Raw genomic sequence first — 25869 nt, forward strand, 5'->3', positions numbered from 1 at the left:
CGAAAGGAGTCCGCCCAGCCTAGTGGGCCGCGCGAGTCGCCAAAGAACGACCCGCTGATTGGCAGATTGCGACGGTTCGCGCCGCGGGAGGCGTCCGGTAGACCTCAGGTCATGGCACGGAGGCTGAGGCTCGGCATCGACACCGGCGGGACGTTCACCGACGTCGTGGCGCTGGACGAGGACACCGGTGAGATCGTCACCACCAAGACCCCCTCCACCCCGTCCGACCCGGCCGAGGGCTTCCTGGCCGCCGTGCGGAAGGTGCTGGCCGCGCACGCGGCGGGGCCGGGCGGAGGCGGCGCCGACGTGACCGCGCTGTCGCACGGCACCACGGTCGCGACCAACACGCTCCTGGAGGACCGGATCGACGACCTCGGGTTCATCACGACCGAGGGGTTCCGGTACGTGCTGGAGATCGCCCGGCAGAGCGTCCCCGACGGCTACGGCAACTCCTACTTCTGGGTCAAGCCGCCGCGGATCGTCCCCGTCCACCGGGTGCGCGAGGTCGGCGGGCGGCTCGACCACACCGGCGCGGAGCTGCGCCCGTTCGACGAGGCGGGCGCGGTCGCGGCGGCGCGCTGGTTCCGGGAGCAGGGGATCGGCGCGATCGGCGTGTGCTTCCTGCACTCCTACGCCGACCCGTCCCACGAACTGGCGATGCGCGAGGTGCTGCGGCGCGAGCACCCGGACGCGGTGGTGTCGCTGTCGTGCGAGGTGCTGCGCGAGTACCGGGAGTACGAGCGCTCGGTCACGACCCTGGTGGACGCGGCGGTCAAACCGGTGATGTCGCGCTACCTGGCGCGGATCGCCGAGCGCGCCCCGGCCCGCCTGCATGTGATGAAGAGCAACGGCGGCGTGCTGTCCGCCGAGGAGGTCGTCCGGCAGCCGATCACCACCGTGCTGTCGGGACCGGCCGCGGGCGCGCTCGGCGCGGCGTTCGTGGCGGCCCGCACCGGGCGCCGCTCGGTGGTCACCCTGGACGGCGGCGGCACCTCCACCGACGTGGCCGTGGTGCTGGACGGCGAGCCCACGCTCACCACCGAGGGGTCGATCGGCCGCCATCCCGTCAAGATCCCGATGATCGACATCGTGACGGTGGGCGCGGGCGGCGGCTCGGTCGCCTGGACGTCCCCCGAGGGCACGATGAAGGTCGGCCCGCGCAGCGCCGGGGCCGACCCCGGCCCGCTCTGCTACGGGCGCGGCGGCGCCGAGCCGACCGTCACCGACGCGCACGCCGTGCTCGGCCGGATCCCGCCGCACCTGCTCGGCGGGGAGATCCCCCTGGACGTGGCCGCCGCGCGCCGTGGCCTGGAGTCCCTCGCCGGGCGGCTCGGCCTGACCCTGGAACGCGCCGCCACCGGCATCCTGGAGATCTCCGTCTGGAACCAGGCCAACGCCATCCGCCAGATCACCGTCAAGCGCGGCCTGGACGTCCGCGACTACCCGCTGGTCGCGTTCGGCGGCTCGGGGCCGCTGCTGGCCTGCCGCCTGCTGGACGTGCTCGGCCTGCCCGCCGCCGTGATCCCGCGCGACCCCGGCAACCTGTCGGCGTTCGGCCTGCTCACCGTGGACGTGAAGAACGACCACGTCCGCACCCGCGTCATGCGCGACACCGAGCTGGACCTGGCCGCCATGGCGGAGATCTTCAAGGGCCTGGAGGCCGAGGCCGCCGCCGCGCTGGACCGCGAGGGCTTCCCCGCGTCCGCGCACCGCTACGTCCGCTCGGTCGACCTGCGCTACTACGGCCAGGCGTTCGAGGTGCGCGTCCCCGCCCCGGCGGGGCCCGTCTCGGAGGAGTTCCGTTCGGACGTGCTGCGCGGCTTCCACGACGCGCACCGGTCCCTGTACGGCTACAGCTACCGCGACGACCCGGACCGGCATCCGGTGGAGTGGGTCAACTTCCGCGTCTCCGGGATCGGCCCCATCCCGCGCCCCCGCCTCCGGGAGCGTCCGCGAGGAGACGGCGGCCCCTCGCTGACCGGCACCCGTCCCGTCCACTTCGGCGAGGGCTGGACGGACACCCCCGTCCACGACCGCGCCCGCCTCGGCCCGGGGGACGTCGTCGAGGGGCCGGCGGTCATCCAGGAATTCGGGTCCACCCTGCCCCTGCACCCCGGCTTCCAGGCCGAGACCGACCCCTACGGCAACCTGGTGGTGACCGCGCGATGACCGATCCCGTGCTGCTGGAGATCGTGGAGGGGACGCTCGCCTCGGTGGAGCGCGAGGTGGAGACGGCCATCGCGCGGACCGCCCGGTCACCCATGATCCGGGACGCGCACGACTTCCGCGCGGGCATCCACGATCGGCGGCTGCGCAAGCTCACCGGCCGCTCGTACTCGGCGCTCGTCCACCCCGTCGCCCGCGACTTCCCGGTGGAGACGATGCGGCCGGGCGACGTGTTCTTCCACAACGACGTGTACCTGTCCGAGGGCGGCATCGGCCACCTGCCGGACCTGTGCGTCACCGTCCCGGTGTTCCATGAGGACGAGGTCGTGGCGTTCGTCCAGGCGTTCGGGCACCACGACGACATCGGCGGCGCCGTGCCCGGGTCGATGCCCGGCCACGCCCGCAGCGCGTTCGAGGAGGGCCTGATGGTGCCCCCGATCAAGCTGTGGGACCGGGGCGTGCCGAACGAGGCGGCGCTGACCATCATGACCCGCAACTCCCGCATGCCCGACTCCCTGGCCGGCGACCTGGACGCCGAGTGCTCCGCCTGCCTGATGGGCGCGCGGAGGCTCGCCGAGCTGTTCGCCCGCTACGGGCGCGCGGCGGTCGAGGAGTGCTTCGACGCGATCATCGACAACACCACCGCGACGTTCCGCCGCGAGCTGCTGTCGAAGATCCCCGACGGGGTGTACGTGTGGGAGGACTACGCCGAGCACGACGGCGTCGACCCGCCCCGCCTGCACACGCAGCGCATCACCCTCACCGTGGACAACGCGGCCGACGTCCCCCTGATCATCGACTTCACCGGGACGTCCCCGCAGGCCAAGGGCCCGATCAACCACGCGGGCGACTACGCCGACGGGGTGTTCCTCAAGAAGTGGCTGGCGCCCATCCTGCGCAACCTGGCCGACACCCCCGAACGCGCGGCCGAGCTGGACGTGAACGAGGGCGTCGTCCCGCTGATCGAGATGCGCTTCCCCGAGAAGGGCACCCTGCTCACCCCTGTCTTCCCGGCGCCCACCAACGCCCGCACGTTCGTCATCCTCCGCCTCCTCGGCGTCCTCGCCGGGGTCCTGGCCAAGGCCACCGGCGGGCGGATGCCGGCCGACCAGGAGACGATCCGCTACACCGGCGTGTACGGCGAGGACGACCGCGGGCCGTACCTCATGCGGGAGGTGCTGGGCGGCGGGTCGGGCGGGCGGCCCTACGCGGACGGCGAGGACACCATCCACATCGTCCCCGACTCGCGGAACATTCCCGCCGAGTTCGCCGAGGCCCGCTGGCCGTTCGTCGTGGAGAGGCTGGGCCTGGCCCAGGACTCGGGCGGGCCGGGGGAGTTCCGCGGCGGTCTCGGCTACGACAAGCACCTGCGGATGCTCCGCGACGCGCACTACATGTCGATCGCCGACCGCTCCATCCTGTCGTGCTGGGGCGTCAACGGAGGCCGCGCGGGCCGTCCGTTCCGCGTGGACGTCGACGGCGAGGAGATGGAGGGCCTGGTCGACGACCAGCCGGTGCGGGCCGGCCAGGTCATCCGCATCCGCACCACGGGTGGCGGCGGCTGGGGCGACCCCCTGAACCGCGACCCGGCCCGGGTCGCCGATGACGTGCGCGACGGCAAGGTGTCGGTCGACGGCGCCCGCGACGACTACGGCGTGGTCATCGACGGCGGCTCCTACGACAAGGACGCCACCGACGCCCTCCGCGAGCGGATGCGGGCCGAACGCGGCGAGCCGCCGTTCTTCGACCGCGGCCCCGGTTACCCGTCCCTCTCGGGCGGCCGCACGTCGGCGGAGGTCGACGGGCGGGAAGGGTGGCCGGAAGGGTGAGGTATATTCGTTGGTATCACCAACATTGGTCCCACCCATGGAGTTGTGATGCGAGGATCCGCGACCCTGACCGACCGCGACGCGATCGTCGACCTGGCCGTGCGCCTGGGCGCCTGGCTGGACGAGCGGGGGTTCGACACCGACGACGGCCGTGCCCTCTATGCCGAGGACGTCCTCGTCCACAGCCCGTCCGGCGTCTACCGGGGACTTGAGGAGGTGCTGGAGCATCTGCGCGAGACCAGCCCGCGGGACCAGCGCACCTTCCACGCCCATTCCGACTTCGCCGTCGCCGTGGACGGCGACGGCGCGACGCTGGCGGCGAACCAGGTCGTGTACTTCTACCGGCCCGGCGGGGAGCTGTTCCAGACCTCCGGTCTGCGTGTCGACTACACCCTGACCCGCACACCGGACGGGTGGCGCCTCGCGACCATGCGAATCTCCCTGCGCTGGCAACGCACCCACGACTGAGGTCCGGCCTTCGCACTAATGTGAGGGCGCCACCGCCGGCATTCCGCCCACCGCCACCGGTCGAGCACAATGGCGCCGTAATGGCCTGGCCGGACGGAAGGGACGCACGATGAACCTGCTCGGCGACGGCCCCGGCGACCAGACCGTGCGGGTCGGGGAGCGCGAGGTGACGCGCGCGGAGCTGATGGAACGGGCCGCCGGGGTCGCCGCGGAGATCGGCGGCGCCCGGTCGGTCGCCGTCCACGCCACCGCGTCCCTGGAGACGGTCGTCGCCGTCGTCGGGGGACTGCTCGCGGGCGTCCCCGTCGTCCCGCTGCCGCCCGACTCGGGACCGGACGAACGCGCGCACATCCTGCGCGACTCAGGGGCGAGCCTGCTCCTGGCCGCGCGCGGCGCGTACCCGCCGGGCGAGGGGGAGCCGCCGCTCGTCCCCGTCGACGACCTGCCGCCGTCGAGTCCCGGCGGCGTGCAGGCGTCAGGGGAGACGACCGCGCTCATCCTCTACACCAGCGGGACGACCGGCGCGCCCAAAGGCGTCCTCATCTCGCAGGCCGCGATCGCCGCGGGACTGGACGCGCTCGCCGACGCCTGGGAGTGGACGCCCGACGACGTTCTCGTGCACGGCCTCCCGCTGTTCCACGTCCACGGGCTGGTGCTGGGGGTGCTGGGCGCGCTGCGCGTGGGCTCGCCGCTCGTCCACACCGGACGGCCCCGGCCGGAGGCGTACGCCGCGGCGGGCGGGTCGCTGTACTTCGGCGTCCCGACCGTGTGGTCCCGCGTCTGCGCCGACCCGGACTCGGCGCGCGCCCTGCGCGGGGCGCGGCTCCTGGTCTCGGGCAGCGCGCCCCTCCCCGTCCCGGTGTTCGAGAAGCTCGCGGACCTCACCGGGCACCGTCCCGTCGAGCGGTACGGGATGACCGAGACCCTGATCACCATCAGCGCCCGCGCGTCCGGCGACCGCCGTCCCGGGCAGGTGGGGCTGCCGCTCGCCGGAGTGGAGACCCGCCTGGCCGCCGAGGACGGCACGCCCGTGCCCGCGGACGGGGAGACGCCCGGCGAGCTGCACGTCCGCGCGCCGATGATGTTCGACGGCTACCTCGACCGTCCCGAGGCGACCGCCGCGTCGTTCACCACCGGCGGCTGGTTCCGCACCGGCGACATCGCGACCATCGGACCGGACGGCTGGCACCGCATCGTCGGGCGGGCGTCCACCGACCTCATCAAGAGCGGCGGCTACCGGATCGGCGCGGGCGAGGTCGAGAACGCCCTGCTGGCCCACCCCGCCGTACGAGAGGCCGCCGTGATCGGCACACCGGACCCGGATCTGGGCGAGCGGGTCACCGCGTACGTGGTCGCCGAAGGCGCCGGGGAGAAGGAGCTCATCGACTTCGTCGCCGAACGCCTCTCGGCACATAAGCGTCCAAGGATCGTTCATTTGGTGGATGCGCTTCCCCGCAACGCCATGGGCAAAGTGGTGAAGGCCCGCCTCAACGGCGGCTAGGAGGGATCGGGGCGATGGACGTTCTCCCGTGCGGCCATGTCGCCCATGCGAGTACCAGCCGGAGGTGCGGGCACCTGCTCGGCCCTGAGGGGCGGGAGCCATCGGACGACGTGGAGTACGTGCGGGTCCTCACCGGGCGCGGCATGGAGTACGACCTGTGCTGCGTCGAGTGCGACAAGACCGAGGCCGGCCCGGAGCTCGTCCAGGTGTGCGAGGGCTGCGCGGAGCGGGTCGACGACGAGGGCAACCTCACCATGCCGCGCGTTGTTCGCGGACGACCGCAGGCTCCACTCCGCCGGCGAGGGCGGCCTGGAGCTGTGGGACCCCTACACCGGCGAGCGCACCGGCACCGTCCCGGGCTTCCACCCCGAACGGCGCCACCCAGGCACAGGCGAACTCGCCGCCGTCCAGGAGGACGAGGTCGTCCGCTGGCGTCCCCGTTAGAACACGGGAGGCGTCTATGCATCAGCCGTCGAGGAGGAAAAGGCGATGGACGTACTTCCTTGCGGGCATGTCGCCCGCGCGAGCCGCGTGCGCCTGTGCCGCCATCTGCTGGGCCCCGACGGACCACCCGACGACATCGAGTACGTGCGGGTCCTCACCGGGCGCGGCATCGAGTACGACCTGTGCTGCCGGACGTGCGACCGCGCCGGCACGGCACCCGAACTCCTGGTGGTCTGCGAGGGTTGCGCGTTCCGGGCCGAGGAGGACGAGACCGGCATGGTCGGCTGGCGGGGACGGCCGGAGATCCGGGAGCGCCCCGAAGGGCACCGGGGCGAACCGGCCCGCCTCCGCCTGCCGCCCGCCCTCCGCCGCCCGCTCGACTGGGCCGCGCTGCCCGGCACGGACGGCGCCGCCTACCTCTTCCTCACCGGACGCCGCGACCTCGTCCGCTTCGACGCCCTCAGCGGCCGGTTCCAGCGTCTCGCCACGGTGAGCGTCCCGGACGACACGGTGGAGAGGCCCGCCCGCCGCGTCGAGATCTCCCTCAGGCTGCGTCCCCACCTGCACGTGTCGCGCAGCGGGCGGTACGCGGCGGTCGTCAACGACCACGGCTCCCGGGGAGCCGTCGTCGATCTCCGGACCGGCCGGACGACCATGACCCTCGACGGCGGCCACTACGGAACCCACATCATGCCCTTCGCGCTCGCCTTCGCCACGCACCAGGGGCGCGACGTCATGGTGCACCGCACCGCCAGCAACCGCCTGGACGTCTCCGACCCGGCCACGGGGGACCTCCTCACCGCACGGGACGCCACCCGCCAAGACGATCCGGAGGGACGGCGCGGGGAGCACCACCTCACCTATTGGCACGGCGCGCTGCGGATCTCCCCGGACGGCCGGTGGATCGCGGACAACGGCAGGCTCGGCTACCCCGGGGTCGGGACGACGGTCTGGGATCTGCGCCGCTGGCTTGAGGAGAACCCCTTCGAGTCCGAGGACGGCCCCTCCCGCCGCTCCCTCTGCGTGCGCGACTACGCCTGGAACAGGCCGGTGTGCTGGGTCTCCGAGAGCCTGGTCGCCGTCTTCGGCATCGGGTCCGACGACGAGACGCTGCTGGACGGCGTCCGCGTCTTCGACGCCTCGACGGGCACCGAGACCCTCACCTTCCCCGGTCCGTCCGGAGACGTCCTGTTCGCCGACGGCCGGCGGCTCTACTCGGACGGCGACGAGGGCCTCCAGATCTGGGACCCCTCCACCGGTGAACGCACCGCCTCCGTCCCCGGCTTCCACCCCCGGCGCCACCATCCGCGCGCCGCCGAACTGGCCGCGATCCAGGACGGCGACCTGGTCCGCCTGCCGACGGCGGGCCGACCATGATCGCTATGGTGGATCCGTGAGACTGCTGCGCAATGCCCGGTTCCTCGATCGGGACGGTGTCCACGACATCGAGCTCGACGACACCCGTATCGCCCGGATCGTCCCCGCCGGCGAAGGCGAGGGCGAGACGTTCGTCGACGCGGGAGGCGGCCTGGTCACCGCCCCCTTCGTCGAACCGCACGTTCACCTCGACACGACCCTCACCGCCGGGGAGCCGCGCTGGAACGCGTCGGGCTCGTTGTGGGAGGGCATCGCGGTCTGGAGCGAGCGCAAACGGACCCTCACCCGCGACGACGTGATCGCCCGCGCCACCGAGGTGCTGCGCTGGTACGCCGCCAACGGCGTCCTGCACGTCCGCAGCCACGTGGACGTCACCGACCCCTCGCTCACGGCCCTGGACGCGATGCTGGAGGTCCGCGAGCGGGTCGCCGACGTCATCAACCTCCAACTGGTCGCGTTCCCGCAGGAGGGGATCGTCTCCTACGAGAACGGCGCCGAACTTCTCGAAGAGGCGGCCCGCCGCGGCGTCGACGTCATCGGCGCGATCCCGCACTTCGAGGACACCCGCGAGGACGGCGTCCGCTCCCTGGAGATCGCCTTCGACATCGCCGAGCGCCACGGCCTGCTCCTGGACGCCCACTGCGACGAGATCGACGACGAGCAGTCCCGCTTCGTGGAGGTCCTGGCGACCCTCGCCCGCCGCACCGGCCTCCGCGACCGGGCCACCGCCTCGCACACCACCGCGATGGGCTCCTACAACGGCGCCTACTCCTACAAGCTCCAGCGCATCCTGGCCCGCTCCGGCATCAACCTGGTCTGCAACCCCATCGCCAACCTGTGCCTGCAAGGCCGGTTCGACGCCTACCCCAAACGGCGCGGCCTCACCCAGGTCAAGGAGATGCTGGCCGCCGGCGTGAACGTCGCCTTCGGCCACGACGACGTCATGGACCCCTGGTCCCCGCTGGGCACCGCCTCGTCGCTCCAGGTGGCCCTGATAGGGATCGTCGCCGCCCAGCTCACCGGCAAGGCCGAGATGGACGAGGCGTTCGCCATGGTCACCGAGCGGGCCGCCCGCGTCCTGCGCCTGGGCGACGCCTACGGCGTCGCGGAGGGACGCCCGGCCGACCTGGTCGTCCTCCCGGCCACGTCCGCCTACGACGCCGTCCGCCGTCAGACCCGTCCCACCCACGTCGTCTCCAAGGGCCGCCTCATCGCCGAGACCCCCGTGACCGCCACCCACCTGACCTGGCCCGGCGAGCCTCCGCGAGAGGTCACCTTCACCCGTCCCGCCGACCGCGCGCAGGCCCCGGGGGCCTGAGGAACGGGTCCCGGGCCTCTACGCTGGTGCCGTGAGCGAGCCACTGGTCGGACGCATGCGGGAGTTCGGGGAGACGATCTTCGCCGAGATGTCGGCCATCGCCGTTCGGACCGGCGCCATCAACCTCGGCCAGGGATTCCCGGACGAGAACGGCCCCGCCGCGATGCTGGAGGTCGCCGTGGAGGCGATCCGCGGCGACGGCAACCAGTACCCGCCCGGCCCGGGGCTTCCCGCGCTGCGCGAGGCGGTGGCCGAGCAGCGGCGGGAGCGGTACGGGCTGGAGTTCGACCCGGCCGCCGAGGTGTACGTGACGGTCGGGGCGACGGAGGGCATCGCGTCCTCGGTGCTCGCGCTGGCGGAGCCCGGCGACGAGGTGATCGTCTTCGAGCCGTACTACGACTCGTACGCGGCGGTGATCGCGCTCGCGGGCGCCGTCCGCAGGCCGGTGATGCTGCGCCCCGTGGAGGGGCGGTTCACCTTCGACCCGGACGAGCTGCGGGCCGCTGTGGGGCCTCGCACGAGGCTGATCCTGGTGAACTCGCCGCACAACCCGGCGGGCACCGTCTTCACCCGCGAGGAGCTCCAGGCGATCGCGGACGTGTGCCTTGAGCACGACCTGGTCGCGGTCACCGACGAGGTCTACGAGTACCTCACCTTCGACGGGGCCGAGCACATCCCGCTGGCCACGCTGGACGGCATGCGCGAGCGCACCGTCACCGTCTCCTCGGTCGGCAAGAGCTTCTCGGTCACCGGCTGGAAGACCGGCTGGGTGACGGCGCCCGCCCGGTACATTCGGGCGGTGCAGACGGTCAAGCAGTTCCTCACCTACGCGACCGGCGGGCCCTGGCAGCGCGCCGCCGCCTACGCGCTGCGCAACGAGCTGCCCTGGGTGGAGGAGCTGCGCAAGTCGCTGGAGGCCAAGCGCGACCGGCTGATCCTCGGCCTGGAGGAGGCGGGCTTCACGACGTACCGGCCGCAGGGCACCTACTTCGTGCAGGCCGACATCCGCCCGCTCGGCTTCACCGACGGGAGGGAGCTGGCCAGGTCGCTGCCCGAGCGGGCGGGCGTGGTGGCGATCCCGACGCAGGTGTTCTACGACCACCCGGAGGAGGGCGCGCACTTCGTCCGGTTCGCGTTCTGCAAGAAGGACGAGGTCATCGACGCGGCGGTCGAACGCCTCCGGAAACTGTCCGGCTGAGCCGCGACGTCAGGGGCCGGGACGGGCGCAGGAGCGCACGGGAAGCCCGCTCAGCGCCGACGCCGCCGTGGCGATCTCCTCGGCGGACCGGTCGAGCTCGAAGTCCTCGACGACCAGCGGCCCTCCGAACGCCTTCAGCGCCGAACGGGCGCGCGACCTGACCCGGAACGGGCGGAGACCGGAGATCAGCTCCTCGGCGTCGGCGGCGACGAACACCACCGCCTGCCGTCCCTTCCTGGTGAGCCACGCCCCGTGGGACGGCGCGACGCGGATCTCGGTGAACGCGCTCCACGGGACGCCCACGGCGGGACGGCGCAGCTCCAGGCCGTCCGCCCGGAGATACAGGCGTGGCGCCGCCCGGAAGGAAGGCACCAGGCCCGCCACGATGAAGCCGCCGAAGACGACCCAGTAGGCCGGCATGAGCGCCGGATATCCGAGGGTCAGCGTGATCCCGCACACGAACAACGCGAGCGGGACGGACCCGTGGCGAAGCCGCACCCGGTAGGCGTCGACCCGTACGGCCACTTCCTCACCGGGACCCGACCGCGGCGCGGCGGAGGCGTGGACGCACCGCATCCGGTAGGAGGCCAGGAAGCGGCGCCGCAGCCACATCCTGTAGAGCAGGCAGCCGGCCGCGGCGGGCACCGTGGCGAGCAAGGTCACAGGGCCGCCCCGCCCGATCGGCGGGTCCAGCGCGGCGTTCGCCATGACGAGCACCACTGTGATCGTCCACGCGACGGCCGCGAACGACGGCGGCCGCCCGGACCGGCGACGGGACGGCGCGGTCGGAGCGGTGGTCGTCGGTCGCATGCCAGGGACCCTACCGACCCGGGGCCCTGGCGCGCCGTTCCGGCCGCATGCCGGAAGTGTCCGGAAAGCGTGCTCGGTAACGGGCCATCAGCGCGAGATGCCGAAAGAACGGCGCTGGTTGGGCGTGTTTCGCCGGTGAGCGGGCGCGGCGGCGCGGTTACGGTCGGCCCGTGAGCAACGGGGGAGGTGCCGGTGAGACGCCCGTGGCGGGGCGGGTCCTCATCGCTCTGGGCGGCAACGCGATGACCGCTCCGGACGGCAGCGCCACCCCGGACGGGCAGGCCGAGGCGATCGGCCGCGCCATGGAGCGGGTGGCCGACCTGGTCGCGGCGGGCGCGCGGGTCGCGCTGACGCACGGCAACGGCCCACAGGTGGGCAATCTGCTGATCAAGAACCAGCTCGCCGCGCACGTGGTGCCGCCGGTGCCGCTGGACTGGTGCGGCGCGCAGACCCAGGCCACCATCGGGGTGCTGATCATGAACGCGCTGGACCGGGCGCTGGCGGCGCGCGGCGTGCCGCGCCCGGTGTCGGCCGTGGTCACCCGCACGCTGGTGGACGCCGGGGACCGCGGCTTCACCGACCCGGTCAAGCCGGTGGGACGGTACTTCCCCGAGTCCGAGGCGGAGCGGTTCGCCGCCCTGGGGCAGTCGTGGCGGTCGTTCGGCGCCCGCGGCTGGCGCAGGGTGGTCGCCTCGCCCGAGCCCCTGGAGATCCTGGACGCCGACGCGGCGGCCGCGCTCATGGAGGCCGGGCACATCGTGGTGGCGGCCGGCGGCGGGGGAGTCCCGGTCGTCCGCGACGCGGACGGGACGCTGCGCGGCGTCGAGGCCGTGGTCGACAAGGACCTGGCCGCGCAGTTGCTGGCCCGGCGGCTGCGCGCGGCGACGCTCGTCATCGCCACCGACGTGGAGCACGTCATGGCCGGGTACGGCACCGCCCGCGAGCGCCCGCTGGGCCGTACCACGGTCGCCGAGCTGCGCGAACTGGCCGCCGCCGGGCACTTCGCGGGCGGCAGCATGGGCCCGAAGGTGGAGGCCGCGCTGCGGTTCGTCACCGCGGGCCCCGGCGGGGGGACACGGCGGCGCGCGGCGATCGGCTCGCTGAACCGCATCGCCGACGCCGCGCACGGCAAGGCCGGAACGATCATCGAGGAGTAGCGAACGTGCCCGATCCGATCGAAGTACGCAAGATCCCCATCGAGAGCGTGACCGACGCCTCCGGGCTGGCCCGGCTGATCGACGACGGCGAGCTGGAGGCCGACCGGGTGCTGGCCGTGATCGGCAAGACCGAGGGCAACGGCGGCGTCAACGACTACACGCGGCTGCTGGCCGACCGCGCGTTCCGCGAGGTGCTGGCCGCCAAGGGCACGCGGAGCGCGGAGGAGGTCGCGGGCGTCCCCCTGGTGTGGTCGGGCGGCACCGACGGCGTCCTCAGCCCGCACGCCACCGTGTTCGCCACCACCGACCCCGCCAAGGCGCCCGCGACGGACGAGCCGCGGCTGTCGGTCGGCGTCGCCATGAGCGAGATCATCCTGCCGGAGGACATCGGCCGTCCCGCGATGGTGCGGACGGTCGCGGCCGGCGTGCGCGAGGCCATGAAGATCGCGGGCATCGAGGACCCGGCCGACGTCCACTACGTCCAGACCAAGACGCCGCTGCTCACCCTCGACACCATCAACGACGCCAGGTCGCGCGGCAACGACGTGGTCACCGAGGACACCCTCAAGTCCATGGACATCTCCAACTCCACCACCGCCCTCGGCATCGCCGTCGCGCTGGGCGAGATCGAGATGCCCGACGCCGCGCAGATCCACAAGGACCTGTCGCTGTACTCCTCGGTCGCGTCCTGCTCCTCGGGCGTGGAGCTGGACCGGGCGCAGATCGTGGTGGTCGGCAACGTGCGCGGCATCGGCGGCCGTTTCCGCGCCGGGCACGGCGTGATGCGGGACGCCCTGGACGCCGACGGCATCTGGGACGCGATCCGCTCGGCGGGCCTGGACCTGCCCGACCGCCCGCACCCCGACGATCTGCGGGACCGCCTGGTCAACGTGTTCATCAAGTGCGAGGCCGACCCCGGCGGCAAGGTCAGGGGCCGCCGGAACATCATGCTGGACGACTCCGACGTCCACTGGCACCGCCAGATCAAGGCGTGCGTGGGCGGCGTCGCGGCCTCGGTCACCGGCGACCCGGCGGTGTTCGTCTCGGTCGCCGCCGTCCACCAGGGACCGTCGGGAGGCGGCACGGTGGCCGCCATCGTGGAACCCTGACCGCACCGGGCCGCGACCGGAGACGTCACCACCCGTGACGAGATCGTTCCGGGGAGTGTGAGGACTCCCGGGCGTGTGGTGCGGCGGGAGGTTATAGCCTCGGAGCCGTGCCCGGACCGACCCTTCACCAACCGCAGTTCCCGTCCGACGACGGCTCGGCCGACCCGCGGCTGCACGACGCGCTCGCCGGGTACGCCGCCGGGCGCGTCGGCCCGCACCACGTGCTCGACCGGCTGGCCGAGGCGCGGCTGCTGGTCCCCGTCGTCGCCGCCCCCGATGAAGCGGGAACGGACGCGGGAACCGACGCTCACGCGGGCGCCCACACGGGTGCCTGCGCGGGCGGCCACGAGGAATGCGGCGACGAGTGCCACGATGACGAGCATCCGGACGGGTCGTGCGGCGGGCGGTCCGGGCGGATGGCGATGCCCACCCTGATCGGGGACGACGGGCGGCGCGGCGTGCTCGGCTTCACCTCGGCCGAGACGCTGAAGGCGTGGCGGCCGGACGCGCGCCCCATGCCGGTGACCGCCGCGCAGGCGTGCCTGACCGCGCTGGACGAGGGCGCGGACGCCCTGGTCGTGGACGTCGCCGGCCCGGTGCCCTTCGCCGTGGAGGGCCTGCGGCTGCACCTGCTCGCCGAGGGCCGCCCGGTGCCCCCGCCGCACGAGGACCCGGACGTGCTGGCCGCCGTCGAGGCCGCGTTCGGCTCCGAGGAGGCCGTCGCGGGCGTGCGGGTCGGCGCGGGCTCCGCCGCCGAGCTGGCGATCCGGTTCTCCGTCCGGCCCGGCCACGACGAGCGCGCCGCCGTCCAGCGCGTCTCCGACCGGCTCGCCGAGCTGCTGCGCGGCAAGATCGTCGGCGGGGTCGAGCTGACCATCGCCCGCCGCTGAGCCCGGCCCCGTACGCTGAGGCCCCGTACGCTGAACCGGACCCGTACGCTGAGGCCCCGTACGCTGAGGAAGAGGCCCCGCCCCTCCCTGTAGGAGAGACACCCCGTGCTGACCATGCAGGACGCCCTGATCCGGCTCACCGACTTCTGGGCGGGGCACGGCTGCCTCATCGCCCAGCCGATGAACACCGAGGTCGGCGCGGGAACCCTCAACCCGGCCACCGCGCTGCGCGTGCTCGGGCCCGAGCCGTGGCGGGTCGCCTACGTGGAGCCCAGCGTGCGTCCCGACGACTCGCGGTACGGCGACAACCCCAACCGGCTGCAGACCCACACCCAGTTCCAGGTGATCCTCAAGCCGGAGCCGGGCGACGCGCAGGAGCTGTACCTGGGCAGCCTGGAGGCGCTGGGCATCGACCTGCGCGCCCACGACGTCCGGTTCGTCGAGGACGACTGGGCCTCGCCCGCGCTGGGCGCCTGGGGCCTGGGCTGGGAGGTCTGGCTGGATGGCCTGGAGATCACCCAGTTCACCTACTTCCAGCAGTCCGGAGGGCTCACCCTCGACCCGGTCGCCGTCGAGATCACCTACGGGATGGAGCGCATCATCATGGCGCTCCAGGGCGTGTCCCACTTCAAGGACATCGTCTACGCCCCCGGCATCAGCTACGGCGAGGCGTTCGGCCAGGCCGAGTACGAGATGAGCCGCTACTACCTGGACGACGCCGACATCGGCACCGTCCGCGGCCTGTTCGAGTCGTACGCGGCCGAGGCCCGGCGGATGCTGGACGCGCGGCTGCCCGTGCCCGCGCACTCCTACGTCCTCAAGTGCTCGCACGCGTTCAACGTCCTGGACGCGCGCGGCGCGATCGGCGCCACCGAGCGGGCCCGCTCGTTCGCCCGGATGCGCCGCCTCGCCCACGACGTCGCGGAGCTGTGGGTGGAGCGGCGCGCCGAGCTGGGGCACCCCCTGGGCGACGCGTCCACCCGTCCCGCCGAGGGCCTGGAGGCGCCCGCCGTCCTGTACCCGGAGATCTCCGCGCCCGGCACCCTCGCGCTGGAGATCGGCGTGGAGGAGCTGCCGCCGCACGAGGTCGGCCGTGCCGTCGAGCAGGTCAGGGCCGGGCTGACCCAGGGCCTGGAGGAGGCGGGGCTGCTCACCGAGGGCGGCGAGGTGCACACCTACGCCACCCCGCGCCGCGTCATCGTCGTGATCGGCGACATCCGGCCGCGCGAGCCCGACACCGAGCAGGTCGTCAAGGGGCCGCGCCTGGCCGCCGCCTACGACGCCGACGGCAACCCCACCAAGGCGCTGCTGGGCTTCGCCCGCGGCCAGGGCGTGGACCCGTCCGAGGTCGGCACGGTCACCGTGGGCGGCGGGCAGTACGCCGGGCTCGTCCGCCCGATCGCGGGACGGTCCGCCGCCCGCGTGCTGGCCGGGCTGCTGCCGCGGATCGTCGAGGGCCTGCGCGCCGAGAAGAACATGCGGTGGAACGCGCCCGGCCTGTCGTTCGCCCGTCCCATCCGGTGGGTGCTCGCGCTGCTGGACGAGTACGAGATCCCGTTCGAGGCCGGGGGCCTGGTCTCGGGCCGCATCACCCACGTGCACCGCACCGCCACCATCTCGGACGTGTCCATCCCCGACGCGGGCGCGCTGATCCCGGCGCTGCGCGCGCACGGCGTCGAGCCCGCCGTGGAGCGCCGCCGCTCCCAGATCGTCGAGACCGCCGGGGCGCTGGCCGCCGAGGTGTCCGGCACCATCGACTTCGCCGCCGAGCGGCCCCTGGTCGAGGAGATCGTCAACCTGGTGGAGGAACCGGTCGCGATCCTCGGCTCGTTCGACCCGTCCTACCTGGAGCTGCCCGAGCCGATCCTCACCACGGTCATGAAGAAGCACCAGCGCTACCTGCCCGTCCGCGGCGCGGGCGGCGAGGGCGGCCTGCTGCCGCACTTCGTGGCCGTCGCCAACGGCGACTGCGACCACGCCGCCGTCCGCGCCGGGAACGAGGCCGTGCTGCGCGCCCGCTACGAGGACGCCGCGTTCTTCTTCCAGCAGGACCTGCGCAGCACCCCCGAGCAGCTGATGGCGGGCCTGAGCAGGCTCACCTTCACCGAGAGGCTCGGCTCGATGGCCGACCGCTCCGCCCGGATCCGCGCGATCGCCGCCGAGCTGGCCGCACGGGTGGACCTGGACGAGCGGGAGCGGGCCGTGCTGAGCCGGGCCGGGGAGCTGGCCAAGTTCGACCTCGCCTCCGCCATGGTGATCGAGCTGTCCGGGCTGGCCGGGACGATGGCCCGCGAGTACGCCCTCCGCGCGGGCGAGGACGAGGCCGTCGCCCAGGCCCTGTACGAGATGGAGCTGCCCCGCTCGGCCGGTGACGCGCTGCCGTCCGGCGTGGCCGGGGCGCTGCTGTCGGCCGCCGACCGGCTGGACCTGCTGACCGGCCTGTTCGCGGTCGGCTCGGTCCCCAGCGGCAGCTCCGACCCGTTCGGGCTGCGCCGCGCCGCGCTCGCCCTCACCGCGATCCTGCGCGGCAACCCCCGGCTGGGCGCGCTGACCGTCACGGACGCCCTGAGGATCGCGGCCGGGCACCAGCCGGTCGAGGTGACCCCGGAGGCGCTCGCCGAGGCCGGCCGGTTCATCACCCGCCGGCTGGAGCAGGCGTTCCTGGACGACGGCCATCCCGTCGCGGTCGTCCGGGCCGTCCTGGTCCACGCCGACTCGCCCGCGTACGCCGAGCAGGCCGCCGCCGACCTGACCAAGCTGCTCACCGACGAGCGCTTCATGCGGCTCACCACCGCGCTGCAGCGGGTGCTGCGCATCGTCCCGGACGGGACGTCCGCGGGCTACGACCCCGCGCTGTTCACCGAGCCCGCCGAGCGCCGCCTGTACGAGACCTTCACCCAGGTCGAGGCGGACCTGCCGGAGCGGCCGTCGCTCCCGGAGTTCACCACGGCCGCGCTGCCGCTGGCCGAGCCCATCGACCGGTACTTCGACGACGTCATGGTGATGTCGGACGACCCGGAGCTGCGCGCCAACCGGCTCGGCTTCCTCGCCGCCGTCCGCGACCGGGTGGCGGGCGTCCTCGACTGGCGCCAGATCGCCTAGAGGCCCGGCGCGTACGGGGCACGGCCGGGGAGATGGAAGGATTGTTCGCATGCTGCGCTGGTTGACCGCGGGGGAGTCCCATGGCAGGGCCCTGACCGCCATCGTCGAGGGCCTGCCGGCCGGTGTGCGCGTGACCTCGGACGACATCGCCGAGGCCCTGCGCCGCCGCCGGCTCGGCCATGGGCGGGGAGCCCGGATGAGGTTCGAGCAGGACGAGGTCACGATCATCGGCGGGGTGCGCCACGGCGTGACGCTGGGCGGCCCGGTCGCGATCGAGGTCGGCAACAGCGAGTGGCCCAAGTGGGAGACGGTCATGTCGCCCGACCCGGTCGAGGCCGCGGTCCTGGAGGCCCAGGCCAGGAACGCGCCGCTGACGCAGCCGCGGCCCGGCCACGCCGATCTGGCCGGCATGCAGAAGTACGGGTTCGACGACGCCCGTCCCGTGCTGGAGCGGGCCAGCGCCAGGGAGACGGCGGCGCGCGTCGCGCTCGGCGAGGTCGCCAAGCAGTTCCTGCGGCAGGCGCTCGGCGTCGAGATCCTCAGCCACGTGGTCGCGCTGGGCGAGGTGAGCGCGCCCGAGGGCGTGCTGCCCGGCCCCGCCGACCTGGCCACGGTGGACGAGAGCCCGGTGCGCTGCTTCGACGCCGCGGCGTCCGAGGCGATGGTGGCGCACATCGACGAGATCAAGAAGGCCGGGGACACCCTCGGCGGGGTGGTGGAGGTGCTGGCCTACGGGCTGCCGCCGGGGCTGGGCAGCCACGTCCACTGGGACCGGCGCCTGGACTCCCGGCTCGCCGCCGCCGTCATGGGCATCCAGGCGATCAAGGGCGTGGAGCTGGGCGACGGGTTCACCACCGCGCGCCGTCCCGGGTCCCGGGCGCACGACGAGATCGACAACACGCCCGAGGGCGTCCGCCGCCGCACCAACCGGGCGGGCGGCGTCGAGGGCGGCATGACCACCGGCGAGGTGCTGCGGGTGCGCGCCGCGATGAAGCCGATCTCCACCGTGCCGCGCCGGCTGGACACCATCGACGTGCGCACCGGCGAGCCCGCCAAGGCGATCAACCAGCGCAGCGACGTGACCGCCGTGCCCGCCGCCGGCGTGGTCGCCGAGGCGATGGTGGCGCTGGTGCTGGCGGACGCGGCGCTGGAGAAGCTCGGCGGCGACTCGGCCGAGGAGACCGCCCGCAACCTGCGCGGGTACCTGTCCTCCCTGGCCATCAAATGACGGAGAGGACCATGGTGCGACCCAAGGCGGTGCTGATCGGCCCACCGGGCTCGGGCAAGACCACGGTCGGCACCGCGCTGGCCGGACGGCTCGGGCTGCCGCTGCGCGACACCGACACCGACGTCGAGGCCGCCGCGGGCAAGCCGATCGGCGAGATCTTCATCGACGACGGCGAGGAGACCTTCAGGGCGCTGGAGCACGCCGCCGTGCGCGCGGCGCTGGCCGAGCACGAGGGCGTCCTCGCCCTCGGCGGCGGCGCCGTCCTGCACCCGGAGACGCAGGAGCTGCTCGAAGCGGGCCACACGGTCGTCTACCTGCGGGTGGGCCTGTCGGAGGCGGTCAAGCGCGTCGGCCTCGCCTCGGCCAGGCCGCTGCTCGTGCTGAACCCGCGCAGTCGGCTCCGCAGGCTGCTGGAGGAGCGGCTGCCCATCTACGAGCGCCTGGGCACGCTGCACGTCGACACCGACGGCCGCGCCCCGGAGGAGATCGCCGACCAGATCGCCAAGGAGCTCGGGTGAGCGCCAGGAGGATCAGGGTCGGCGGGGCCGGCCCCTACGACGTGGTGATCGGCACCGGCATCGCGGGCGAGCTGCCGGGGCTGGTCGGGACGGCGGCACGGACGGTCGCGGTGATCCACGACGGCGCGCTGGCGGAGATCGCGCGGCCGGTCGTGACGGCCCTGACGGAGGCCGGGTACCGCGTGGCGGCGCTGCCCGTCCCCCAGGGCGAGGCCGCCAAGGAGGCCGATGTGCTCGTCGGGCTGTGGTCGCGGTTCGCCGAGCTGGGCATGACCCGTTCGGACGCGATCGTGGGCGTGGGCGGGGGAGCCACCACCGACCTCGCCGGATTCGCCGCCGCGTCATGGCTGCGCGGCGTGCGGAGCGTGCTGGTCCCCACCACGCTGCTCGGCATGGTGGACGCGGCGGTCGGCGGCAAGACCGGCATCAACATCCCCGAGGGCAAGAACCTCGTCGGCGCGTTCCACCCGCCGGGCGGCGTCCTGTGCGACCTGGCCACGCTGGCGGCCATGCCCCGCGAGGACTACGTCAGCGGGCTCGCCGAGGTCGTCAAGGCCGGCTTCATCGCCGACCCGGCCATCCTCGACCTGGTCGAGAAGGATCCCGCGGGCGCCGCGTCGCCGTCCGGGCCGCACACCCTGGAGCTGGTCGAGCGCGCCGTGCGGGTCAAGGCGGACGTGGTGTCCGCCGACCTGCGCGAGGCCGGGCTCCGCGAGATCCTGAACTACGGCCACACCCTCGCGCACGCCATCGAGAAGGAGGAGGACTACCGGTTCCGGCACGGTCACGCCGTCGCGATCGGCATGGTGTACGCCGCCGAGCTGTCCGCCCTCGCCGGGCGTCTCTCCGAGGACGTGGTGGCGCGGCACCGCTCGGTGCTGACCGCCGCCGGGCTGCCCGTGTCGTACCGGGCCGGGGCGTGGCCCGCGCTGCGCGCCGCCATGGCCATCGACAAGAAGTCGCGGGGCTCCACGCTGCGCTTCGTCGTCCTCGACGGCCTCGCCGAGCCGGGCCGTCTGGAGGGCCCGGCGGAGGAGCTCCTCGCGGCCGCCTACGAGAGGGTCGCCCGATGACCAGAGTGCTCGTGCTGAACGGCCCGAACCTGCGGCGCCTCGGGGTGCGGGAGCCGGAGGTGTACGGGTCGGCGACCTTCGAGGACCTGACCGCGCTGTGCCGCGACGCCGGGCGGCGGCTCGGCCTCCAGGTGGACGTGCGGCAGACCGACGACGAGGCGGAGATGATCCGCTGGGCGCACGAGGCGGCCGACGAGCGGCTGCCCGTGGTGCTGAACCCGGCGGCGTTCACGCACTACTCCTACGCGCTGCGGGACGCGCTGGCGCAACTGAAAGCGCCGCTGGTCGAGGTGCACATCTCCAATCCCGCGGCCCGGGAGGAGTTCCGGCACACCTCGGTCGTCGCGGGCGTGGCGACGGGCACGATCGCCGGGTTCGGGATGACGTCGTACGTCCTGGCGTTGCGGGCCGTCGCCGAGCTGCTCGCGGGCGACGGCACGGCCTGAGCCCGGTCAGGGTCCGGTCGCGGCGGCGCGGACCAGGTCCTTGAGCTCGGCGACGACCTCGTCCAGCGGGCGGACGTCGCGGTGGGCGCGGCACAGGATGGTGGCGCCCTCGACGGCGGCGACGATCAGCGTGGCCAGCCGGACGGCGCGCGGCTCCGGGACCCCCGCGTTCTCCAGCCCGGTGGCCAGCGTGTCCTGCCAGCGGCCGAACGCGGCGGCGCTGGCCGCGGCGAGCTGCGGCGCCTCCTCGTGCGACTCGACGGTGACCGCGACGATCGGGCAGCCGGCCCGGAACTCGCTTTTGATCAGCACCTGCCGCCACCAGGTGACGAACGCCTCCACGGCCGAGGCGGCGTCGCCGCCCTCGACGGCCGCCTGGATGCCGGCGTTGAGGAAGTCGCCGGCGTAGCGCACCGCCTCCTCGGCCAGCTGGGTCTTGCCGCCGGGGAAGTGGTGGTAGATCGAACCGCGCGGGGCGCCGCTGTGCGCGATGACGTCGCGGAATCCGGTGCCGCTGTACCCGCGCTCGCGGAAGAGGTAGGCGGCGCTGCGCACCATGCGTTCCCGGCTGTCGGTCCCCATGCAAGGATTATGACATTCATCATATGAGGAGACGCTTCTCCATGACGCTCGTCATAGGGATGATTCGCTATGACGAACGTAATACCGAACGCGAGGCGGGTCGCCATGGACGAACGGCCGACCGCGGGACTGGAGCAGCTCCGGACCCTGCTGGGACGGAACGACGAGCTTGGCTTCGGCATCGGGTCGCTGCTCGGTATGGAGGTCGACGCGCTGGAGCCGGGCCTGGCGGTGTTGGGGCTGAGGCCGCGTCCCGAGTTCGCCAACCCGCTGGGCGTCGTGCACGGCGGGGTGCTGTCCACGCTGCTGGACTCGGCGATGGGCTGCTCGGTGCACACCTCGCTCACCGGCGGCGCGAGCTACACGACCGTGGAGCTCAAGGTCAACTTCATCCGCCCGGTGGCGCTGGAAGGCGGGCGGCTGCGGTGCGAGGGGCGTACGGTCCATGTGGGGCGCACGATCGCCACGGCGGAGGGCCGGATCACCGACGCCGCCGGCAAGCTGATCGCCCACGGCACCACCACCTGCATGATCTTCCAGCCTCGGCGGTGAAGGGAGCCCGGCGTGATCGACCTGCGGCGTGAGGGCGCGGTGTTCGTCCTGCGGTACGACGAGGGGGAGAACCGGTTCTCCCCCGGGTTCCTCGACGAGGTCGGCGGCGCCCTGGACGAGGTGGAGAAGGCGGACGGGCCGCGCGCCCTGGTCACCACCGGGACCGGCAGGTTCTACTCCAACGGCCTCGACCTGGACTGGCTGGGGGCCGACCCCGGGTCGCTGGAGGAGTACCTCGTCCGCGTCCACGAGCTGTTCGCGCGGCTGCTGACCTTCCCCATGCCGACCGTCGCGGCGGTCAACGGTCACGCGTTCGCGGGCGGGGCCATGCTGATGCTCTGCCACGACGTCGCCGTCATGCGCACCGGCCGCGGCTACTTCTGCCTCCCCGAGGTCGATCTCGGCATGAGCTTCACGCCCGGGATGAACGCGCTGATCTCGTCCCGGCTGCCGGTGGCCGTCGCGCACGAGGCGATGCTCACCGGGCGCCGGTACACGGCGGAGGAGGCGCTGGCCGCCGGGATCGTCGCGGGCACCGCGGACGAGGCCGGGGTGCTGCCCGCGGCGGTCGAGAGGGCCGCGGCTCTGGCGGGCAAGGACGGCGCGGTGATCGGCAGGATCCGCGGGGACCTGTACGGACGGGCGGTCGAGGCGTTGCGCGGCCCCGTCCTGGGGTGACCGGGACCCCGTCACCTAGAATCCGATTCGGTCGTTGGTCGAGACACGCCGCGGACTCCGCGGGACTCAGGAGGGATGCCGGATGCGCATCGGGATGGGCCTCAACTACGCGGGCGGCTTCAAGGAGACCGTCGACGAGCTCGCCGACTACGAGAAGGCCGGCCTGGACATCGTCTTCGTCCCGGAGGCGTACAGCTTCGACGCGGTGAGCCAGCTCGGCTACATCGCCGCCAAGACGCGGCGGCTCGAACTGGCCTCCGGGATCCTGCCGCTCTACTCGCGCACCCCGACCCTGCTCGCGATGACCGCGGCCGGGCTCGACTACGTCTCCGACGGGCGGTTCTCGCTGGGCATCGGCGCGTCCGGCCCGCAGGTGATCGAGGGCTTCCACGGCGTCCCGTACACCGCGCCGCTCGGCCGCACCCGCGAGATCATCGAGATCTGCCGCAAGGTGTGGCGCCGGGAGCGGCTGGAGCACCAGGGCAAGCACTACACGCTGCCGCTGCCCCCCGGCCAGGGCACCGGCCTCGGCAAGGCCCTCAAGATCATCAACCGTCCGGTGCGGCCGGACATCCCCATCCTGGTCGCCGCGATCGGCCCCAAGAACGTGCGGCTGGCCGCCGAGGTCGCCGACGGCTGGGAGCCGATCTTCTACGTCCCGGAGAAGGCCGCCGAGGTGTGGGGCGAGTCCCTGGCCGAGGGCAAGGCCAAGCGCGACCCGGCCCTGCGCGAGCTGGACATCATCGGCCAGGCCCCGCTGGCCATCGGCGACGACGTCCAGGGCTTCCTGGAGTTCGGCCGCCCGATGGCCGCGCTCTACATCGGCGGCATGGGCGCCAAGGGCCGCAACTTCTACAACGACCTGTGCCGCCGGTACGGGTGGGAGAAGGAGGCCGAGGAGATCCAGGACCTCTACCTGGACGGCAAGAAGGACGAGGCCGCCGCCAAGGTGCCGCGCGAGCTGCTGGAGAAGATGTCCCTGATCGGCTCGGAGGGCCACGTCCGCGAGCGCCTGTCGGCCCTGAAGGAGTCCGGCATCACCACCCTCAACGTCAACCCCATCGCGGGCGACCACAAGGGCCGCCTGGCCCTCATCGAGAAGGTCAAGGAGCTGGCGGCGGAGGCGTGACCGCCTGAGCACGGCCTGGGTTCGGGGCGGCGCGGCGGCCGCCATAGGGTACGGCTCATGGGAGAGCAGCACCTGAGGCGGCGGGCGGCGCTCGCCGCCCGGATCGCCGCCGACGCCGACGCCGTGCTCGTCACGCGGCTGGTCAACGTCCGGTACCTGACCGGGCTGGACAGTTCCAACGCCGCGCTGCTGGTGACCGCCGACGGCGGTGCCGTGCTGTGCACCGACCCGCGCTACGCCGGCACCGCCGAGCGGATCTGCCCGGAGCTGGAGCTGGTCGTCGCGCGGCCCACCGCCGTCGCCCTCACCTCGCGGGCCGCCGAGGACGGCGTGGGACGGCTGGCCTTCGAGGCGCACGACGTCACCGTCGAGCGGCACGCCGAGCTGGAGGCGGTCGACGACGCCCCCGAGCTGCGCCCCGCGGGCCGTCCCGTGGAAGAGCTGCGCATGGTCAAGGACGAGGACGAGATCGACCTGCTGCGCGAGGCGTGCGCGATCTCCGACCGCGCCTTCGCCGGCCTGCTCACCACCCTGCGTCCCGGCATGACCGAACGGGACGCGGCGATCGACCTGGAGCGCCGCATGGTCGACCTGGGCGCCGAGAACCCCGCGTTCGACACCATCGTCGCGTCCGGGCCCAACGGCGCCATCCCGCACCACCGCCCGGGGGACCGGGTGCTGGCCAAGGGCGACCTGGTCACCTTCGACTTCGGCGCCCGCTACGGCGGCTACCACGCCGACATGACCCGTACCGTCGCGCTGGGCGGGCCCGTGGACTGGCAGCGCGAGGTGTACGACCTGGTGCGCGCGGCGCAGCGGGCCGGGGTCGAGGCCGCGGTGCCCGGCGCCGCGACCAAGGAGGTGGACGCCGCGGCCCGCGACGTCATCGAGGACGCGGGGTACGGCGACCACTTCACCCACGGTCTCGGGCACGGCGTGGGCCTGGAGATCCACGAGGCCCCGCTCATGGGGTACGACAAGACCGGTAAGCTGAGGGATCGAGTTCCGATCACCGCCGAGCCCGGGGTCTACCTCGCCGGCCGGGGCGGGGTCCGCATCGAGGACACGCTGGTCGTCCGGGCGAGCGGGCCGGAGCTCCTCACCGAGACGACCAGGGAACTGCTCGTCCTCTGAACGCCGGGCCAGGCCCGCCGGGGCGGACGGACGGGCGGGACGAACGACCGAGGCGGGAGGGACCCGCCGGGAGAGGACGCCGTGGCGACGACGAACGACCTGAAGAACGGCATGACGCTGAACCTGGACGGCCAGCTGTGGACGGTCCTGGAGTTCCAGCACGTCAAGCCCGGCAAGGGCGGCGCGTTCGTCCGGACCAAGCTCAAGAACGTGCTGTCGGGCAAGGTCGTGGACAGGACCTTCAACGCCGGCACCAAGGTCGACGTGGCGACCGTCGACAAGCGGGAGATGCAGTACCTCTACCGCGAGGGCGAGGACTTCGTCTTCATGGACACCGAGACCTACGACCAGCCGCACATCCCGGGCACCGTCGTGGGGACCGCCGCCGACTACCTGCTCCCCGAGCAGAACGCGGTGATCGCCTTCAACGACGACAACCCGCTGTACGTGGAGCTGCCCGCGGCCGTCGTGCTGGAGGTCACCCAGACCGAGCCCGGCCTGCAGGGCGACCGCTCCACGGGCGGCACCAAGCCCGCCACGCTGGAGACCGGGGCGCAGATCAACGTGCCGCTGTTCATCACCACCGGCGAGAAGGTCAAGGTCGACACCCGGTCCGGCGAATACCTCGGCCGCGCTTGATGGCCGGTCTTCGCCCGGCGCGGGGCCCGGAGACGCGAGCCCGGAGGCGAGGTCATGGCCGCCCGCACTAAGGCGCGCAGGCTGGCGCTGGACATCCTGTTCGCCGCCGAGCTGCGCGAGGAGAGCCCGGTCGCCGTGCTGGAGCAGCGCGGCCGCCCCAACCAGGACGAGCTGTCGGCCTTCGACCACGCGGTACGGCTGGTGCGCGGCGTCCAGGAGCACCGCGAGCGCATCGACGAGCTGCTGTCCACCTACGCCACCGGCTGGACGCTGGAGCGGATGCCCGCGGTCGACCGCAACATCCTGCGGATGGGCGCGTTCGAGCTGCTGTGGGTGGACGACGTCCCGGACGGGGTGGCGGTGAGCGAGGCGGTGGCGCTGGCCACCGACCTGTCCACCGACGAGTCCCCCCGGTTCGTCAACGGCCTGCTGGCGCGGCTCCAGCAGCTCAAACCGTCCCTCTCGCTGGACGGCTAGGCCCCCGCGGACGGGCCCGGCTGGCTAGGGTGGGGGGTGCCACG

At 73.3% G+C, this 25869-nt stretch carries 24 protein-coding genes; 22 read left to right on the forward strand and 2 right to left on the reverse strand.

Annotated features, from left to right (window positions below):
* Positions 1 to 111 precede the first annotated feature (111 nt).
* From ACGWYJ_RS12100 to ACGWYJ_RS12135, 8 genes are all read left to right on the forward strand, one after another.
* The gene (locus tag ACGWYJ_RS12100; protein WP_395105994.1) at positions 112 to 2169 is read left to right on the forward strand and encodes a hydantoinase/oxoprolinase family protein; all 2058 of its coding nucleotides are present in this window, start codon (positions 112 to 114) and stop codon (positions 2167 to 2169) included.
* Positions 2166 to 3995 (forward strand): hydantoinase B/oxoprolinase family protein, encoded by a 1830-nt coding sequence (locus ACGWYJ_RS12105; RefSeq protein WP_395105995.1) that lies wholly within the window; start codon positions 2166 to 2168, stop codon positions 3993 to 3995. The genes ACGWYJ_RS12100 and ACGWYJ_RS12105 overlap by 4 nt, the downstream gene beginning before the upstream one ends.
* Before the next feature lie 48 nt (positions 3996 to 4043).
* Positions 4044 to 4463: a nuclear transport factor 2 family protein gene (locus ACGWYJ_RS12110; RefSeq protein WP_395105996.1), complete on the forward strand. Its 420-nt coding sequence runs from the start codon at positions 4044 to 4046 to the stop codon at positions 4461 to 4463.
* Positions 4464 to 4572: 109 nt separating this feature from the next.
* Positions 4573 to 5964, forward strand: a complete 1392-nt coding sequence (locus tag ACGWYJ_RS12115; protein WP_395105997.1) for an acyl-CoA synthetase — start codon at positions 4573 to 4575, stop codon at positions 5962 to 5964.
* 264 nt (positions 5965 to 6228) lie between these two features.
* Entirely contained in the window at positions 6229 to 6408 is a 180-nt protein-coding gene (locus tag ACGWYJ_RS12120; RefSeq protein WP_395105998.1) for a hypothetical protein, read from the forward strand.
* 45 nt (positions 6409 to 6453) lie between these two features.
* A complete protein-coding gene (locus tag ACGWYJ_RS12125) occupies positions 6454 to 7785 on the forward strand; it encodes a WD40 repeat domain-containing protein (RefSeq protein ID WP_395105999.1) in 1332 nt (443 codons plus the stop codon).
* 16 nt (positions 7786 to 7801) lie between these two features.
* Complete coding sequence (gene codA, locus ACGWYJ_RS12130; protein ID WP_395106000.1) at positions 7802 to 9103, forward strand: cytosine deaminase; 1302 nt, start codon at positions 7802 to 7804, stop codon at positions 9101 to 9103.
* Positions 9104 to 9134: 31 nt separating this feature from the next.
* Positions 9135 to 10301: a pyridoxal phosphate-dependent aminotransferase gene (locus ACGWYJ_RS12135; protein ID WP_395106001.1), complete on the forward strand. Its 1167-nt coding sequence runs from the start codon at positions 9135 to 9137 to the stop codon at positions 10299 to 10301.
* Positions 10302 to 10310: 9 nt separating this feature from the next.
* Here the strand turns inward: ACGWYJ_RS12135 and ACGWYJ_RS12140 are convergent, their stop codons facing one another.
* On the reverse strand, positions 10311 to 11111 hold the full coding sequence (locus tag ACGWYJ_RS12140) for a hypothetical protein (protein ID WP_395106002.1): 801 nt from the start codon (positions 11109 to 11111) through the stop codon (positions 10311 to 10313).
* A gap of 170 nt (positions 11112 to 11281) precedes the next feature.
* Between ACGWYJ_RS12140 and ACGWYJ_RS12145 the strand changes: the two genes are divergently transcribed.
* The 8 genes from ACGWYJ_RS12145 (at position 11282) to aroQ (ending at position 20634) form a co-directional block, all read left to right on the forward strand.
* The gene (locus ACGWYJ_RS12145) at positions 11282 to 12268 is read left to right on the forward strand and encodes a carbamate kinase (RefSeq protein WP_395106003.1); all 987 of its coding nucleotides are present in this window, start codon (positions 11282 to 11284) and stop codon (positions 12266 to 12268) included.
* Positions 12269 to 12273: 5 nt separating this feature from the next.
* A complete protein-coding gene (locus tag ACGWYJ_RS12150; protein ID WP_395106005.1) occupies positions 12274 to 13377 on the forward strand; it encodes a ring-opening amidohydrolase in 1104 nt (367 codons plus the stop codon).
* Between the two features lie 107 nt (positions 13378 to 13484).
* Positions 13485 to 14267: an SseB family protein gene (locus ACGWYJ_RS12155; protein WP_395106006.1), complete on the forward strand. Its 783-nt coding sequence runs from the start codon at positions 13485 to 13487 to the stop codon at positions 14265 to 14267.
* 114 nt (positions 14268 to 14381) lie between these two features.
* A complete protein-coding gene (locus ACGWYJ_RS12160; RefSeq protein WP_395106055.1) occupies positions 14382 to 17369 on the forward strand; it encodes a glycine--tRNA ligase in 2988 nt (995 codons plus the stop codon).
* 49 nt (positions 17370 to 17418) lie between these two features.
* On the forward strand, positions 17419 to 18597 hold the full coding sequence (gene aroC, locus ACGWYJ_RS12165) for a chorismate synthase (RefSeq protein WP_395106007.1): 1179 nt from the start codon (positions 17419 to 17421) through the stop codon (positions 18595 to 18597).
* Between the two features lie 11 nt (positions 18598 to 18608).
* Complete coding sequence (locus tag ACGWYJ_RS12170; protein ID WP_395106008.1) at positions 18609 to 19115, forward strand: shikimate kinase; 507 nt, start codon at positions 18609 to 18611, stop codon at positions 19113 to 19115.
* Positions 19112 to 20188, forward strand: coding sequence for a 3-dehydroquinate synthase (aroB, locus tag ACGWYJ_RS12175; RefSeq protein ID WP_395106009.1), 1077 nt, complete (start codon positions 19112 to 19114; stop codon positions 20186 to 20188). Before ACGWYJ_RS12170 ends, aroB begins: the two co-directional genes overlap by 4 nt.
* Positions 20185 to 20634 carry a type II 3-dehydroquinate dehydratase gene (gene aroQ / locus ACGWYJ_RS12180; protein ID WP_395106010.1) on the forward strand — a complete coding sequence of 150 codons (450 nt, stop codon included), beginning with the start codon at positions 20185 to 20187 and terminating at the stop codon, positions 20632 to 20634. The genes aroB and aroQ overlap by 4 nt, the downstream gene beginning before the upstream one ends.
* A 6-nt stretch (positions 20635 to 20640) precedes the next feature.
* Here aroQ and ACGWYJ_RS12185 read toward each other — a convergent pair whose 3' ends face one another.
* A complete protein-coding gene (locus tag ACGWYJ_RS12185) occupies positions 20641 to 21216 on the reverse strand; it encodes a TetR/AcrR family transcriptional regulator (RefSeq protein WP_395106011.1) in 576 nt (191 codons plus the stop codon).
* Positions 21217 to 21285: 69 nt separating this feature from the next.
* Between ACGWYJ_RS12185 and ACGWYJ_RS12190 the strand changes: the two genes are divergently transcribed.
* From ACGWYJ_RS12190 to nusB, 6 genes are all read left to right on the forward strand, one after another.
* Positions 21286 to 21768, forward strand: a complete 483-nt coding sequence (locus ACGWYJ_RS12190; RefSeq protein ID WP_395106012.1) for a PaaI family thioesterase — start codon at positions 21286 to 21288, stop codon at positions 21766 to 21768.
* Positions 21769 to 21780: 12 nt separating this feature from the next.
* Entirely contained in the window at positions 21781 to 22446 is a 666-nt protein-coding gene (locus ACGWYJ_RS12195; RefSeq protein ID WP_395106013.1) for an enoyl-CoA hydratase/isomerase family protein, read from the forward strand.
* Between the two features lie 82 nt (positions 22447 to 22528).
* Positions 22529 to 23575, forward strand: a complete 1047-nt coding sequence (locus tag ACGWYJ_RS12200) for an LLM class F420-dependent oxidoreductase (RefSeq protein WP_395106014.1) — start codon at positions 22529 to 22531, stop codon at positions 23573 to 23575.
* Between the two features lie 57 nt (positions 23576 to 23632).
* A complete protein-coding gene (locus ACGWYJ_RS12205) occupies positions 23633 to 24709 on the forward strand; it encodes a M24 family metallopeptidase (protein ID WP_395106015.1) in 1077 nt (358 codons plus the stop codon).
* An 81-nt stretch (positions 24710 to 24790) separates the two neighbouring features.
* Positions 24791 to 25348 carry an elongation factor P gene (efp, locus tag ACGWYJ_RS12210; RefSeq protein ID WP_285694103.1) on the forward strand — a complete coding sequence of 186 codons (558 nt, stop codon included), beginning with the start codon at positions 24791 to 24793 and terminating at the stop codon, positions 25346 to 25348.
* A 54-nt stretch (positions 25349 to 25402) separates the two neighbouring features.
* The gene (gene nusB / locus ACGWYJ_RS12215; RefSeq protein ID WP_395106016.1) at positions 25403 to 25825 is read left to right on the forward strand and encodes a transcription antitermination factor NusB; all 423 of its coding nucleotides are present in this window, start codon (positions 25403 to 25405) and stop codon (positions 25823 to 25825) included.
* The last annotated feature ends 44 nt before the right edge of the window (positions 25826 to 25869 follow it).

Source organism: Actinomadura sp. SCN-SB, assembly GCF_043906805.1.
GTDB lineage: Bacteria > Actinomycetota > Actinomycetes > Streptosporangiales > Streptosporangiaceae > Spirillospora.